This window comes from Rickettsia sp. Oklahoma-10 (assembly GCF_039954865.1).
Classification (GTDB): domain Bacteria; phylum Pseudomonadota; class Alphaproteobacteria; order Rickettsiales; family Rickettsiaceae; genus Rickettsia; species Rickettsia oklahomensis.
In genome coordinates, this window is record NZ_CP157197.1 from 291,126 (window position 1) to 307,565 (window position 16,440).

A 16,440-nucleotide genomic window follows, 5' to 3' on the forward strand; every position below is an offset into this window, starting at 1 on the left:
ACAATGCTTCTAGCTAGGAATGATATTCTAAACGTTAGTAGACTACTACTTCTAATTTCAAAAGAATATATTTACTAATACAAAGCAACTAAAATTAGTTGTTAATTAAGCATGAGTTTATTATTTACTAAATACTCCTTAATCTTTAGTAAATCATACCATGAGTTACGTTTTTGCATAGGTTGACGTAGCAGATATGCAGGGTGAAAAATTGCAGTAGTTTGAATGGGTGAAGATAAATATTGATTGGTATAAAAATAATATTCTTGTCTAATTTTAGTAATACCCAAATTTGTTCCAAGTAAGCTAGTTGCAGCCGTACTACCAACTAAGATAATTAATTTAGGGTTAACGAGAGCAATATGCTTCTCAACAAAAGGTTTGCAAATATCGACTTCTTCAAGTGTCGGTTGTCTATTAGCAGGAGGACGCCAAAATACTGTATTAGTAATATAAGCATTATTTTTCCGTGAAATTCCGATGCTATATAGCATATTATCAAGTAAATTCCCGCTTTCACCACAAAAAGGTATACCTTTTAAATCTTCAGTACTTCCCGGAGCTTCGCCTATTAACATAATTTGAGCTTTCTGATTACCATCACCAAAAACGGTATTAGTAGCAAATTTCTTAAGTTCACAGCCATTAAAATTTAGTAGAGATTCTCTTAGTTCTTCTATATTATTAGCTTTGTCGGCAAGAGATCTCGCTAAACTAATACTAGTATGCATTTTACCAGTATTTACTTCAAGAATTTTATCAACTGTTTTGCATTGCATAGGATTAATTTGATTGTTTTCTTGGGATTTATCAATATTTAATTTTTGTGGCTGCGTAGAGCAGTAATATTCAACACCGATTGTACTTAACCATTTAAGCGTATTATTCATTATCTTAAAATATGTTAAAATATTCTGTACCGCATGAACTAAATGATATAAGGCTTGATAAAGCCCTATCATTACTTCTTAAAAATGTTTCAAGGAATCAAATCCAAAAAGCTATTAAAGATTTGCAAGTACTAGTTAATGATGTAATTATTTCTGATCCTGACGTTTTGGTCAAGGAGAATGATATTATATTATTTTCTTTTAAAGAACCTGAAGAACTAAAAATTGAGGCAGCAAATATAGCACTCGATATAATCTATGAAAATGATGATCTAATTGTAATTAATAAAGCTGCAGGTATGACGGTACACCCAGGAGCTGGTCATCATAATGATACACTTGTTAATGCTTTATTACACTATACGAAGAATTTATCGGATATCGGTTCATCAGAAAGACCTGGAATAGTACATCGTTTAGATAAAGATACTACAGGCTTGATGGTAGTTGCTAAAAATAATAAAGCACATATGCTACTTGCAAATCAGATAGAGCAAAGACAGGTAATACGAAAGTATAAAGCATTAATTTGGGGAGTAATTAACCCACTAGAAGGAGTGATTAAGAATAATGTAGGTCGCAGCCGAAGCGATCGACAAAAAATGACCATATTAAAATATGGTGGTAAAGAAGCCGTAACACATTATAAGACTCTAGAATTATTTTATGGTGGCACTATTAGTATGGTAGAATGCAAGCTTAGCACAGGTAGAACTCATCAAATTAGGGTGCAGCTAAGCCATTTAAAGCATTCGGTAGTTGGTGATCAAACTTATGGCAATAACAACCGAAAAGTTACTCATTCTCCACCTGAATTAAAAGCAAAATTAATTGATTTTAAACGCCAAGCTCTGCATTCTTGGTATTTAAGTTTTACTCATCCAACTAGTAATGAGATTATGGAATTTTCTTGTAAGCTGCCAAGTGATATGGAAGAGATAATTTCGCTTGATTTAATTCCTAAAGCAGGAATCCATAGACAATAAGCATCCACCCTGTGGCTTGACACGGGGTCTAATATAATTAGATACTATACAATCAAGGAGCTAAATAACCACTCAATAATTTTAATATTTTACTATTCATGCAATACTCCATAAAACAAGCTCTCAGTGACGCAACAGATAAATTAAATAAAATAGGGATTAATTCATCACAATTAGAAGCACGAATTTTACTACGGCATGTTATAAATAAATCGCTTCAATATTTGCTTATTAAGCGTGATGAACACTTAAATCAATCAGAGATAGAAACTTTTCAAGAATTGTTAGAGAGAAGATTAAAGCATGAACCGATAGCATATATTATAGGTGTAAAAGAATTTTACTCACATGAATTTATAGTTAATAAACATGTATTAATTCCAAGAGGCGATACTGAATTGTTAATTGATATTGTAGTAGAATTGGTAAAAAAGACAGGGTATACCTACAGCCGGAATTTAGTAAACTATATGGATACCTGCCACCTACGCTGGTATGAGACCGAAGGGCTACATACTAACAATATAAAAATCCTAGAGCTCGGTACGGGTAGCGGCTGCATTGCTATCAGCCTATTAGGTGAGTTACCGAATGCTAATGTAATTGCAACTGATATAAGTCTTGATGCAATAGAAGTTACTAGAAACAATGCTTTAAAACATCACGTAACAGATCGTATTCAGATCATTCACAGTAATTGGTTTGAGAATATTGAGAACCAGAAGTTCGATTTTATCGTTAGCAACCCACCCTATATATCCAACACCGAAAAATCAGAGATGGCAATTGAAACAATAAATTATGAACCGCATCTTGCATTATTTGCTGAAGAAAACGGCTTACAGAGTTATAGAACAATTGCCAAAAATGCAAAAAAATTCTTGAAACAAAACAGTAAGTTGGCATTAGAGATAGGATTTAAACAAAAAGAAATGGTAACTCAAATTTTCTTAGATCAAGGATATAATATTGAAGGCGTTTATAAGGATCTACAAGGTTACAGTAGAGTAATATTATTTACTCCTATAACTTAAATCATTCATATGCAAGACACATTGATACAAGCCTGTAAAAAACTTGCAGAAAAATTTGATACGGAACTACCGAAATATTTATAAAAGAAAAGCTTATTGATGCAAAATGTAATTTATAGAAATCGGCCTTTATATTTGAGCATTTCATTAACCAAGCTAAAAAATGAATCCTAATGCAATTTTTTGGCGTAGAGGTACATTGAAACAACATTGAAAATGTTTTAAAGCTTACAGGTAGGCAGAAATATCACAAAATTTTTATTATTCCCAAAATAGGTATTTTAAATAAAGAGCATCTTAAGGTTTTGCAATATAAGCTAAAAGATAACAGGTAATTTAGTATTTACTTCCGATATTGAAAATTATTTTTATAAAGTAGTAATAGATGTTAATAGAGCAGAATGGTAATTTTGACATCACGAATAGAGCCACATGATAATTTGTATCATTTTACCAAATATAATCAAAAAGCTATTAATACGAATATAACACTGAAATTCATAATTTTGCAGCGCGTTTTAATCTGTCGTTAATTGCAGCTCCGATATTTGTAGAAGGCACTGGAGCAACCGCAATACATTCTATATCATGACTAACAGCATAATCGTCAAGTATTCTTAAATATGCATAAAGATTTGCAGCAGCTTCTATAAGGTCACCTTTGGGGCTTAGATTTAACAAGAATCTTCCTGTAAGGTTTCTATTACCAAAAGTTAATCCAATTTCTTTACCCTCTAAATTTGTAGCATTTAATCTAATTGGTACTTTTGGCGAATAGTGTTTTGCAAGCATTCCAGGAGCTTTTATAGTAATTTTTTCTAAAGCTTTAAGAATTTCTATACCAAGCACTTTTTCTAGAACTTCAACCGTTATAAACCCTTCTCTAAGAAGAGTAGGAGCAACAGTTGTAGTATCAATTATAGTTGACTCTAACCCATATTCAGATTGATAAACTTCAGGGACTAAAATAAAAATTTCTTCATTATCCTTAAAATGTTTTGTAACATGCTCAGCATTAGTTGGACTAATATAGTTTGAGGGGTTAGCACTTGGGGCTGCTATAGGCTTACCTGATTGTCTGATAAGTTCTAATGCTAAAGGATAAGATGGTATTCGAATTGCTATTGTGTTAAGCCCTGCCGTAACTGACAATGCTATATTAACATTCTTTTTTAAAGGAACAACTATCGATAATGGTCCAGGCCAAAAATTTTCTACTATTTTTATAGCTAAATCATTAAACTCACCTATGTCTTTTGCTTGCTCTACGGATGCAACATGTACGATAAGTGGATTAATAGCAGGACGATTTTTAAACTGAAAAATCTTTAAACAAGCCTCATTATTAGTAGCATCTGCTCCGATTCCATAAACTGTTTCGGTTGGAAAAACAACCACTTTACCAGATTTTATAAATTGAACTGCTTTATTAATCATTAATTTAGTTATTTAAGTTATTATTCTTAAGTGGATAATCATTGCGAGCGACTGTAATGAGTATGGCAATCCAGAAAAAACAGTTTTCCCTCACAATGACAGAAAAATCGATTCACGCAACAACATTATGTGAAAATAACATCTCCTGAATGTTTGTTGACTAATTGGTCAAGCCACGGTATGATAGGTTTCAATCATAAGCGGTTAAACTTGGCTATTTTATGGAATAATTTGCAAGTATTTTGTAATAATGATAAACGATTTTGTGCTATTTTTGGATCAGGATCATTAACAAGTACTTTGTCAAAAAAGCTAGTAATCGGAGCTAATAGGGATGATAATAAATTTAAAGCTCGATCATAATTTTTATCAGTTATACTATCTATAATCTGCGGCACAAGCTTTTGCATCACTTCAAATAATTCTCGTTCAGGCTGCATAGTCAAGAGACTCTCATCAACTAAACCAGTAATTTTCTGACCGTCGATTATATTACTTGCTCGTTTATAAGCATTTAATAATTGCTTTCCTACATCTTTTACTAAAAATTTTTGTAAGGCATGAAGTTTTAGACTTACACTCACCAAATCTTCTGCACTTAAATCAAGAACTGCATTAATTAATGAAATATCATAATTATTTTTAAAATAGAATTTTATTCTTTCTTCAAAGAAAGATTTTATTAAATCCTTATTTTTATCAGATGAATCTTTATATAAGTTTATAGAAAAATTAATTAAATCATTTAAATTTAACTCTAATTTATTCTCAATTATTATTCTTATAATACCAAGAGCTTGACGTCTTAAGGCATATGGATCACCTGAACCTGTTGGAGCTTCTCCTACTATCATTAAACCGACTAAATTATCTATTTTGTCAGCAATAGCAAGAAGTGCAGCATTCCCATTTGGTACATTGTCGCTCAAACCTTGCGGTTTATAATGATCCTTAATTGCTATAGCTACTTCTTCATCTACCCCCTCATGTTTTGCATAATAATAACCTATAATACCTTGCAGATCGGGAAATTCCCCGACCATTTCTGAAACAAGATCGATTTTGCAAAGTTTTGCTGCCGTAATTAAATCTTTATTGTTTGGAGCTATATAACTACAAATATCGGTTATACGGTCAATTTTCTCTCTTAAGTTACCAAGCTTTGCATGAAATGTTACAGCTAGCAGTTTAGATAAATTTGATTCTAAAGTTTTAGCTATATCCTGCTTATAAAAATATAAAGCATCAGAAAGACGAGCTACCAATACTTTTTCGTTACCTTTAATAACAAGTTCAGAATTTGCAAATCTGCCATTACTTACAAACAGAAAATACGGTGCGAAATTTCCAGCCCTATCAAATAGACAGAAATACTTCTGATGTGTACGCATCGAGGAAATTAACACCTCCTTAGGTAACTCTAAGAATTTTTGCGGTATTCTTCCAAGTAGAACAACAGGAAATTCAGTAAGCCCTGCTACTTCTTCAATTAAACGGTTATCTTCTTTTATAGTTAAATCATGAGAATTTGCAAGTTCTAATAAACCGGTTTTAATTATTTCTTCTCTCTTTGTTCGTGCTAAAATAACATAATTTGCTGAAAGTTTATTTTTGTAATCTTCAAAATTCTCTACTTCTATTTTTTTGTTATCAGTTAGCCGATGCCCGTATGTAATATTATTAGCAGTTAAATGTCCAAATTGCACCGGTAATATTTCACCATCAAATATGCATAAAATGTTACGCAGAGGCCTAACCCACTTTATATTATAATTACCCCAAAACATCGACTTTGCCCAACTATACTTATTAATAGCCTCTATAATAATTTCTGGTAAAATCTCTTTTATTTCTCTTTCTTCTGTGTTTTTGATGAAGAAATAATACAGCTGATTATTAATTAATTTAGTATAAAGCTCTAATTTGCTAACATTATGAGTTTTACAAAAACCATTAATAGCGGCTTCCGAAGCATCTAAGCTAGGTCCTTTAATTTCTGTTTCTTGTGGTAACGTTACTTTCGGCAAGTGGGTAGCATGCAGAGTTATCCTACGAGGTCCTGCAAATACTTTTACTTTTGCAAATATTGCATTTTCTTCAAAAATTTTTGTGAATATATTTAAATAACCCTCTTCAGCATTCTTTTGCATAAATGCAGGTATTTCTTCACTAAATAACTCTAATAATAACTCACTCACTCTTTCATCTCCAACCATTTTGTACAACAAATTTTTGCTAAATGACGCACTCTTAAAACGTAGGAAGCACGTTCAGTTACACTAATCACCCCAAGTGCATTTAATTGATTAAATGCATGACTTGCCTTAAGGCATTCATCATAAGCAGCTAACGGCACATTTTTCTCTACTAACCACTGACATTGTTCTTCACTATCTTTAAAAAGCCGTACTAACATTTCACTATCTGCAAGCTCTAAATTATATTTTGAAAATTGCCTTTCAGCTTCAAAATCTACTTTACCATATTTTAAAGCTTTTTCTCCTACTTGCCCATTCCAGTCAAGTTCTTTCACTTCATCAACACCCTGAATATATAAAGCAAGACGCTCAAGCCCGTAAGTGATTTCACCGGCAACAGGACGGCATTCAATACCCCCAATTTGCTGCATATAAGTAAATTGCGACACTTCCATACCATCACACCACACTTCCCAACCAAGCCCAGCAGCACCTAGTGTCGGCGATTCCCAATCATCTTCAACAAAACGAATATCATGCATTTTTAAATCTATACCTAAACTTTCTAAACTTTTAAGATATAGCTCTTGAATATTATCTGGTGAAGGCTTTAAGAGAACTTGAAACTGATAATAATGTTGCATTCTGTTAGGATGCATACCGTACCTGCTATCCCCAGGTCTTCTAGACGGCTGCACATAAGCGACAAACCAAGGTTTAGTGTCAATACATCGAAGCACTGTTGCAGGATGAAAGGTACCTGCTCCAACATGTGCATCGTAAGGCTGCAGTATTGCACAGCCATAATCCTGCCAATAATTTTGTAATGTCAATATAATTTGCTGAAATGATAGTTTTTTCATAAGAATTATAGTTATATAATTTTATTTTTTAGATTCTTACCTTTACAGAAATGACACAGGAAAGTTCATACAATACCACTACAAACTCGTGTCATAACACATAGGTCTAATAATACTCTTTACCGATCTCGATTTTAGGACGACCACCAGCTACTCGCCAATCGTTAGTATCACGGAAAGAATAAACACAACCGCAAAATTCTTGCTTATAAAAATGCTCTTCTTTAGCGATTTCATACATCCTACTAGCACCACCGTCTTTACGCCAATTATAAGTCCAATAAGTTATCCCTTCATAATGAGACGCAGCTCTAATTCCTGATTCATTAATTTGATTCATATCTTTCCATCTAGAAATACCAAGAGAACTAGTAATAACCCTAAAGCCATTTTCATAAGCATATAAAGCTGTACGTTCAAAACGCATATCAAAACACATGCTGCAACGTTTACCTCGTTCAGGCTCAAACTCCATCCCTTTAGCTCTTCTAAACCAATTTTGCGGATCATAATCCGCGTCGATAAATTCTATATTATGCTTCCCAGCAAAACGTATATTTTCGTTTTTACGAAGCTCATATTCTTTTTTAGGGTGTATATTAGGATTATAAAAGAATAGTGTAAACTTAATTCCATTATCTATTATTTTTTCCATTAAAGGAGCAACACAAGGAGCACAACAACAATGAAGTAAAACCTTGCTTTCACCGTTTGGTATTTCAAAAACTTCACTCATAATTAGTTTACCAACTTTTTCTTATATGTCTCTTTATAGAAATTCAAAATTATAGAGGATAACAAAGCAAATGCAATTAAATAAATATGCAATAGCGTAATTATTGTTGGTAAAATTCATTGATACAAGATATAAATATTATAGACAGATACAATTAATAATATAATACCCCCTATAGCACAGACGACGTCCGATTTTATCAGGAATATATGCCAATATAGGTAATACCATCATTACGATTAATATTATACTACTCAAAATTGTGCTTTGCTGACTATAACCTAGTGTTTGCATAAAATTACTGATAAAAACTGTAGAAGTATAAAAAGCAGTAGTTACGGTAATATAGATTCCAAATGCTACTATTAATTCTTTTGGATACTTAGTTAATATCTCACGCAAAGGTAAGCATGTTAAACGTCCACTCTCTTTAACTTTTTTATAAATAGGACTTTCTGCAAGGTGTTTTCTAATATATAAACCTATGGAGCTAATAAATAAACCGGCAATAAAAGGTATTTTCCAGACCCATTTAAAAAGCATCTTAGCAGATATAAAATAAGAAAAACCGGCTGCTGTACCACGTCCAAGGGGCATACCGTCGCACATACCTAATAAAAGCTACTCACACTGCAAGTCCTCACTCTTCTGTCAAGGTATAGGTATGTTCTACAACATACGAAATACAACAGATAAATTTCCCTACTAAATAAAAACCTTGTGTAAATCTGATAATAGTAAAAATAATAGGAGCGGCAATTCCAATAGTTTTATCACTTGGTAAGAGACCTATTCCGGTAGTCGGTATTACCATAGTCAAAGTAGTACGTCTGCCGAATTATCACCTATATTACCAAGCAATCTCACTACAAAGCCTACAGCAAATACTGCAAAAGTTAAAATATCATACATTTCTAAATCTGACAAAAATGCCGCCCTATAATATAAACAAATTGAGCATATAATGCATACCATTCTAAAGCGTTTGATCATGCCAGATATTCTACTTTTCTTATTCAAGTTATTATATTGATAAAAAAAAGATAATAAGAGTAGAGTAATATTTTATTCTCAAGTAAAAATAACTTTATCTATGTTTTTCATTAACTGTTTTCTTAGTTAATTTAGCATTTATTTGAAAAGTAGAAACTCTAATATTTTGTTTGATGTTTTTTGTTTTTTCTTGAGATAGAAGACTTTCTTTATTATTTTGTAATGTTTTCATAAACTTATCTATATTGCTTTGCTCTAGTTTTATTGCATTATCATTGTTCAAAATTAATTCCCCAATTTTTTCACCAAGTTCAGGTGCATATCTAACGGCAAAAATTGATACTGGTACAACTATGATAGAAAAAGCTGCTCCCGCAGTTGTAACACTAATTGCTCCGACTAATAAAGCACAGACAGCACCTGCGATTTTTCCAGTTGATTGTTTAAATACATTACTTTTTTGTGTAAATGCTAAATACATCTCTAATATCTTATTAAAGTCTTTTTTTATATACTTAGTTGCTTCATCAATATTATTATATTTCTTCATTGCATACATCATGGAAGCCTTAAATAATTTTTTATGAGATTCCGCATAATTTATTATTTTATCAAAATTCTTCTCTTTTAAAAGAGTTTTAAATATATTTTTAATTTTTTCTTTTTCGGTACTATTTATTTTTTCATCCCCAAAATAAACTTCTACAAGATTTTCTGCTATTATATCTTGTGATTGCTTTAAAATATTATTCTTATTTTGCTCATTTTCGTCTTCAGAAGTAATCATGATTGCAAATAGCTCTAGTGCTACAGAAAAATTATCATCGTTAATAACCCGCATACCTAAATAATTTTTGAGCCTAGAAATACATTTGTTAATATATTTTTCAGCTTCCGGTTTAGAATTAAGTCTTAGCGTATAATCTATAGCAAGCATATTTGCAATAGTAGAGCAAGTAGATTTCGTAAGATTATTAACAAAATTATTAACAATATCCTTTTTAAATAAATTAATATTTACGTTATTAAGTATTATTGCACTATTCATTTTAGTAATTTATTTTGAAACTAATTCTCTAATATATAATATTAATTTAGCATAAATAAGATTAGGAGCATGATTTACTGAAAGTTTATAGATATTCTTAGGCGTTAATACTTCTTCATTACGCACTCGTACAAAAGATATAAGAGTATTAGGAGGCATATAAGAATAAATTTCAGAAAATATTTCTAGAAAAGTCAAAAAATCTGCACATGCATATTTTATATTTATGCTATAATTATTTACATGAATCGATTCACTTTCTCCTTTAAGCACCTGGACATTATGTTTAGACAATACTGAATTTATAGATACATCTATAGGTTCTACTAAGTTATATTTATTACTTAAGCTTTTTATTCTCGGAATTAGTTCTTGATAATTTAAGCAACTCACACTACTTGGCACGCTTAAATCTACATATTTTTTGTAAGATTCTAATATTTCTTCTTTAGAGTTAATAACAGAATAAAGCTTTAAAGCTTCCTCCGTTAAATTTTCCTGTGCAACTTGTTGATCTAGAATAGATTTACTATATTCTTGCTGAAAATTTTTTATCATCCAAATAGTTAATAGAATAAAGAAAAAATATATAATAAACTGAAAAAATATAAGATTCTTTAAATACATAATATATTTTTCAAACATTATTTTTACCTTGGGTTATTATTATTGTTGCATGGTTTATATCATTCCCATGAGAATAGGAATCCAGCAAAATAACTTTAATACTAGTACAAAAATTACACATTAATTGATAAAATAAACCTATAAAAATAAGTTTTTTAAGATTCTTGCCAGCTAGAAATGATATAGAATATTACGTTTTATAATCAATTATATTGACCGACAAAGGAATTACTACATTACCAAATATATTAAGTATTTTATCCTTGTATATAATATGATCTATTTGTAAATTAGATAATGTATTTTTTAAGTTTTGCATATGATCATCTAGCATCTTTAGAGATTCATTGACCGATAGATTATTAGTATTATATTTAAGTATTAATTTGATTATTAATTGTCTTTTAGAAACCAATAAAATATTATTTATATTTGTTAATTCCCATTTAATTTCTTCTAATTTAAAAGCTGGATTTAAAGTAATTATTAGTCTTTTAAGTAAATCAAACGGCAATGGTACCGGTGCTTCTAGTAATTTTTCTATTACATATAAATCAGCTAAACTAGTAGTATTTTTAATATAAGGATATTTATATTTTAAATTATCATATTCTTGATTTGTTGCATAATATTTTTCATTAATAGATTGTATGTTTTTGTAATTCTGTTTTGTATTATATTTGATAACACCGACCACTAATATTAATATGACAAGTAATATATTATATAATTTAAATGTTAGATCTTTTATAGTAACTAGTTTTTTTATTGATTTTAAATTATTATTATAAGCAGGAAAACTCTTATATTCTAAAAACAGCCTACTAATATTTGTATCTATAAATCTTTCTTTTTCTGGAGTTTGCTTATTTAGTATATTATCAACCGGTATAAAGATTACAGGACGATCTTCAAAATTTGTTGATTCTAATAAAGATTTTAACTCTTCATCTATTATAAGAATTATACAGACTTTTTGATCAAGATTACTTATATAGTCTTTATATAATATAAAGCAATCATTAATTTCTTGTTCTATAATACCTTGAATATAGCAGACAGTTTTATCAAATGGATACTCAAGATTTTTAATTGTTATTATATTATTTTTATGTTTGATAATAAATTTTATACCGCTAGCTTGTGATGCATATACACAAATTTGAAAATAATCTATATATTTATCATTTTCTATATTCTGCACTATTTTATTTATAATAACTTTTAGCTCTAATGTTAAAAAATAAATTCCTTTTAAATCAAGTGATCTTTTATCTATAATGCATGAAATTATATCGCTTAAAGGTGTTTCAAATGGACACGACATAATTAAGGTCGACCAAATTTCACTTGTTGGTGTAGTAGTAATTTCATAAACATAATGCGCTATGATATCTTCTTTATTAAAATAACCTTCAATAAATTGTGTGATAGGATCAAGTTTTACTATTGACTGCAATATAGGTATATGATCGTGCCGTGTTTTACATGTGCTACCGTCAAGTAAAAAATAAATATCACTTTTTGGAAATTTACTAAAAAAGTTTTTATAAGGCTTTAAGTCTACCTGTTCCTGATTAGGGATAAATAATTTTTCTAATAATTTATTATTAAGAAAAGTACTAAGAAACATCCCTTTATTACCTAGTAACACTACAATATTTTTTCTTTTAAAAGAAAAAATTTTTAATTTTATAGCAAATTTAACAAAATGTAATTTGATCAAATCAAAAATATTTTTCATAAATAAATTTATTTTATTCATGATTCAGAGTATACTCCCAATAAATGAAGAATAGTCAAAATAAAATATAAATTAATATTAGAGATAGAAACCGCTTTCCATATCTAATACTCATTATTTTAAACTATTAAAACTTATATGACTAGATTTACCACCGAAGAAGTTAGAAGTAAATTTATAACTTACTTTAAAACAAATAATCATACACATGTACCGGCTAGCTCGTTAATTCCACACAATGACCCTAGCTTAATGTTTGTTAATTCTGGAATGGTGCAATTTAAAAATGTTTTTACAGGACAAGAAAAAAGAGTTTATAACAAAGCAGTAACTAGTCAAAAATCTCTTAGAGCCGGTGGCAAGCATAACGATCTTGAGAATGTCGGTTATACTGCAAGACATCACACATTTTTTGAAATGCTAGGTAATTTTTCCTTTGGTGACTATTTTAAAGAACAAGCTATATATTACACTTGGAATTTATTAACTAAAGAATTTGAACTACCGAAAAATAAGCTTTATGTAACAATTTATCATACCGATGACGAAGCAGCTTCTTACTGGAAAAAAATAGCAGGTTTTAGGGATGATCGCATAATAAGGATCAAAACCAACGATAATTTTTGGTCTATGGGCGATACTGGTCCTTGTGGTCCTTGCTCTGAAGTTTTTTACGACCACGGCGAAAATATATATGGTGGACTTCCCGGTACTAAAGATGAAGACGGTGATAGATTTATCGAGATTTGGAATATGGTGTTTATGCAATATGAACAAATCGATAAGGATACTAGAATAGAGTTAACGCAAAAATCTATTGATACCGGCATGGGTCTTGAGCGTATGACTGCGGTATTGCAGCATGTTAACAATAATTATGAGATAGATTTATTTCAGAAAATAATTGATTTTACCGAAAATATAGTAAAAGTGAAAGTAGATGGAGAAGCTAAATTTTCTTATAGGATTATTGCTGATCACCTAAGAGCAAGTAGCTTTTTAATAGCTGATGGTGTTATCCCTTCAAATGAAGGACGCGGTTACGTACTTCGCCGTATTATACGAAGATCCATAAGGCATGCTCATATGTTAGGTAGCAAAGAGCCGCTTATGTATAAATTACTGCCAAAGCTTGTTGATTTAATGGGGAATGTTTATCCAGAACTTAAAAGAGCTGAAAGCTTTATAAGTAATATCTTAGAACAGGAAGAGATTAGATTTAAAACTACTTTAGAAAGAGGATTAAAATTACTTTCCGAAGAAATAGAAACGCTAACAAAAGGTAATGAATTATCAGGAGAAATAGCATTTAAATTATACGATACTTACGGATTTCCAATTGATTTAACTGAAGATATTTTAAAAAACCGTAATATTTCTATTGATCATAAAGGTTTTAAAGAGCAAATGCTTGCACAAAAAGCACGTGCTAGAAAATCTTGGCTTGGCTCCGGTGAGTTCAAAACTGGTCAGCTATGGTTTGACATCAAAGAGCAATATGGTAGCACGGAATTTTTAGGATATACGCTTAACAAAGCAGAATGTAAAATAATTGTATTAATCAAAGATAATAATTTAGTTAATAATATTCAGGAAACAGGTACGCAATTTCTGTTGATCAGCAACCAAACTCCTTTTTACGGTGAGTCCGGCGGTCAAATGGGTGATAATGGGATGATATTTGCAAAAAATTCTGAAATAGAAGTAATAGATACTTTGAAATATTTAGGCTCTATTATAGTTCACAAATGTATTTTGAAGAAAGGCATAATTAATGTAGGAGAAAATGCTAATTTTAATATAGACATAAAATATAGACAGAATTTAAGCATTCATCATTCAGCAACACATATACTACATGCAGTACTGCACGAAGTACTTGGTAAACATGTGACACAGAAAGGCTCGTTAGTTGCTCCGACTTATTTACGTTTTGATATTAGCCATTCTAAATCTATTGCTAATGAAGAAATCACGTTGATTGAAGATAAGGTAAATGAGATTATTAGAGCTAATCATGAAGTAAATACTACATTAATGGCAACTGAAGATGCAGTTAAACAAGGAGCTATGGCCTTATTTGGAGAAAAATATGACTCTGAGGTAAGAGTAGTTAAGATGGGCAATAATTCTTTAGAATTATGCGGCGGTACACATGTTAGACGCCTTGGTGATATCGGTTGCTTTAAGATTACAAGTGAAAGTGCCATAGCGACAGGTGTTCGCAGAATTGAAGCAGTTTGCGGTGAATTCGTAATTAAATTAATGAGAGAAAAAGAGAATTTACTTAAATCAGTAGAAAGCAGTTTAAAAACTAACAAAAATGAGCTTATTACCAAAGTAAACAACATTTTAGAACGGAATAAAAGTCTTGAGAAAGAGCTTGAAAAAGTCCATTTAGCCCATTTAGATTTAAGCATAGAGCAGATTAATAAAAAAGCTGAAGAGATAAAAGGAGTTAAGTTAATTTATCGATACATAGAAAATTTAGACAATAAAGTACTACGTCAGGCTGCAGACAATTTAACGAAAAAAATAGAGAATTTAATAGTAGTATATATTGTAGGTAATAGCAATAAATTATCTATTACGGTTGGGGTAAGTAAAGCTATAACAGATAAGTTCAACGCCGGTAATATTGCAAAAGAACTTTCATTATTCTTAGGTGGCACAGGAGGTGGTGGACAGGCAAGCCTTGCTCAAGCTGGTGGAAATGAGATAGGTAAGCTAACTAAAATACATGAAAAATTATATAGTTTATTAACAGTGTAATATGCTCTGTGAACATTTTAAAAAAGTTTTATTATCATTCCTGGCAGAGCTTTGTAGTTTTGTTGCACTGTTATCAATGCCATGCTCACGTAGGTAGACGTTGGTTACGTAAATTGATTTTGCAATTTTTATCCCCCGTGACTTAAAATAGCGGTATCCAGTTTAAAATGCTAAAATTATCAGTATTTTAAGTTGTTTTTGATCAAGGCCATGGGGGGGGGACGACACAGCAGGTTTATCGCACCAAACAAATGACAAGCGACTATATTAAACGTTCAGAATCCAAGGACTTACAATGTAACCAATTTTTCAAGTAGACGATTATATAGATTATATATAATTAAAGTGTTAATACTCAGTTCTCACAAAATAAAGGCCGAATGCGGGAGCAGTAGGACCCGCAGCTTTTCTATCTTTTGCTTCTAAAAGTTCTTTAATGTATTCTGCTTGCCAAACATTCTTACCGACAAGTACTAAACTACCGACAATATTACGTACCATATGATGCAAAAATGAGGGTGCTGAAAGATATAATTTTATTTCTTCGTCTTCTTTAATGATATTAAGTTCAGTTAAAGTTTTAATCGGTGATTTTGATTGACATGAGCTAGCCCTAAATGAAGTAAAATCATGTTTACCTAAGAGATAAGTTGCAGCTTTTTGCATAGCTAGAACATCCAAAGGTGAACTAATCCACCAAACACGATCACGATTAATTACTGATGAGTAAGGTCTATTAAGAATCCTATATATGTAGTGACGAGAGATAGCTGAAAATCTTGCATGAAAATTATTTGGAGCAATTTCACAGTTCCATACTATTACTGTATAAGGTCGTGCAAAATAGTTAATAGCTGTAATAATTTTGTGAGGTTCTAAATATTTTGAAAGATCAAAATGTGCTACCTGACCTATAGCATGTACACCAGCATCTGTTCTTCCTGATCCAAACAATACTACCTGTTCACCAGAAAATTTATAAATCGCTTCTTCTAATATTTGCTGTATCGACATTATTCCTACTTGCCTTTGCCAACCTGCAAGATCCGTGCCTAAATACTCAATGGTGATCTTATACCGATACATAATTAGCCTGATGTCATGCCGCAGCA

Annotated in this window: 11 protein-coding genes and 2 pseudogenes; 3 read left to right on the forward strand and 10 right to left on the reverse strand. The window is 30.8% G+C overall.

Annotated features, from left to right (window positions below; translation table 11 throughout):
* Positions 1 to 101: 101 nt before the first annotated feature.
* Positions 102 to 890 carry a uracil-DNA glycosylase family protein gene (locus tag AAGW17_RS01330; RefSeq protein ID WP_347939144.1) on the reverse strand — a complete coding sequence of 263 codons (789 nt, stop codon included), beginning with the start codon at positions 888 to 890 and terminating at the stop codon, positions 102 to 104.
* 11 nt (positions 891 to 901) lie between these two features.
* Between AAGW17_RS01330 and AAGW17_RS01335 the strand changes: the two genes are divergently transcribed.
* Both AAGW17_RS01335 and AAGW17_RS01340 read left to right on the forward strand, forming a co-directional pair.
* Positions 902 to 1,876 (forward strand): RluA family pseudouridine synthase, encoded by a 975-nt coding sequence (locus tag AAGW17_RS01335; RefSeq protein WP_347939145.1) that lies wholly within the window; start codon positions 902 to 904, stop codon positions 1,874 to 1,876.
* A gap of 142 nt (positions 1,877 to 2,018) precedes the next feature.
* Positions 2,019 to 3,443: pseudogene (locus AAGW17_RS01340) on the forward strand (hypothetical protein).
* Here AAGW17_RS01340 and AAGW17_RS01345 read toward each other — a convergent pair.
* From AAGW17_RS01345 to AAGW17_RS01380, 8 genes and pseudogenes are all read right to left on the reverse strand, one after another.
* On the reverse strand, positions 3,409 to 4,347 hold the full coding sequence (locus tag AAGW17_RS01345; protein ID WP_347939146.1) for an L-threonylcarbamoyladenylate synthase: 939 nt from the start codon (positions 4,345 to 4,347) through the stop codon (positions 3,409 to 3,411). The pseudogene AAGW17_RS01340 and the gene AAGW17_RS01345 overlap by 35 nt on opposite strands.
* Before the next feature lie 194 nt (positions 4,348 to 4,541).
* Positions 4,542 to 6,545 carry a glycine--tRNA ligase subunit beta gene (gene glyS, locus AAGW17_RS01350; RefSeq protein ID WP_347939147.1) on the reverse strand — a complete coding sequence of 668 codons (2,004 nt, stop codon included), beginning with the start codon at positions 6,543 to 6,545 and terminating at the stop codon, positions 4,542 to 4,544.
* Positions 6,542 to 7,408 carry a glycine--tRNA ligase subunit alpha gene (locus AAGW17_RS01355; RefSeq protein ID WP_347939148.1) on the reverse strand — a complete coding sequence of 289 codons (867 nt, stop codon included), beginning with the start codon at positions 7,406 to 7,408 and terminating at the stop codon, positions 6,542 to 6,544. The genes glyS and AAGW17_RS01355 overlap by 4 nt, the downstream gene beginning before the upstream one ends.
* A 106-nt stretch (positions 7,409 to 7,514) precedes the next feature.
* Positions 7,515 to 8,144: an epoxyqueuosine reductase QueH gene (locus AAGW17_RS01360; protein WP_347939149.1), complete on the reverse strand. Its 630-nt coding sequence runs from the start codon at positions 8,142 to 8,144 to the stop codon at positions 7,515 to 7,517.
* Between the two features lie 2 nt (positions 8,145 to 8,146).
* Positions 8,147 to 9,137, reverse strand: a pseudogene (locus AAGW17_RS05210) (MFS transporter).
* Between the two features lie 94 nt (positions 9,138 to 9,231).
* The gene (locus tag AAGW17_RS01370) at positions 9,232 to 10,185 is read right to left on the reverse strand and encodes an RP853 family protein (RefSeq protein WP_347939151.1); all 954 of its coding nucleotides are present in this window, start codon (positions 10,183 to 10,185) and stop codon (positions 9,232 to 9,234) included.
* Between the two features lie 9 nt (positions 10,186 to 10,194).
* Positions 10,195 to 10,830 (reverse strand): hypothetical protein, encoded by a 636-nt coding sequence (locus AAGW17_RS01375; protein ID WP_347939152.1) that lies wholly within the window; start codon positions 10,828 to 10,830, stop codon positions 10,195 to 10,197.
* Positions 10,831 to 11,002: 172 nt separating this feature from the next.
* Positions 11,003 to 12,577 carry a hypothetical protein gene (locus AAGW17_RS01380; RefSeq protein WP_347939153.1) on the reverse strand — a complete coding sequence of 525 codons (1,575 nt, stop codon included), beginning with the start codon at positions 12,575 to 12,577 and terminating at the stop codon, positions 11,003 to 11,005.
* 117 nt (positions 12,578 to 12,694) lie between these two features.
* Here AAGW17_RS01380 and alaS point away from each other — a divergent pair, with 117 nt between their 5' ends.
* The gene (alaS, locus tag AAGW17_RS01385) at positions 12,695 to 15,328 is read left to right on the forward strand and encodes an alanine--tRNA ligase (protein ID WP_347939154.1); all 2,634 of its coding nucleotides are present in this window, start codon (positions 12,695 to 12,697) and stop codon (positions 15,326 to 15,328) included.
* A 348-nt stretch (positions 15,329 to 15,676) separates the two neighbouring features.
* Here the strand turns inward: alaS and truA are convergent, their stop codons facing one another.
* Positions 15,677 to 16,414, reverse strand: coding sequence for a tRNA pseudouridine(38-40) synthase TruA (gene truA, locus AAGW17_RS01390; RefSeq protein WP_347939155.1), 738 nt, complete (start codon positions 16,412 to 16,414; stop codon positions 15,677 to 15,679).
* Between the last annotated feature and the right edge of the window lie 26 nt (positions 16,415 to 16,440).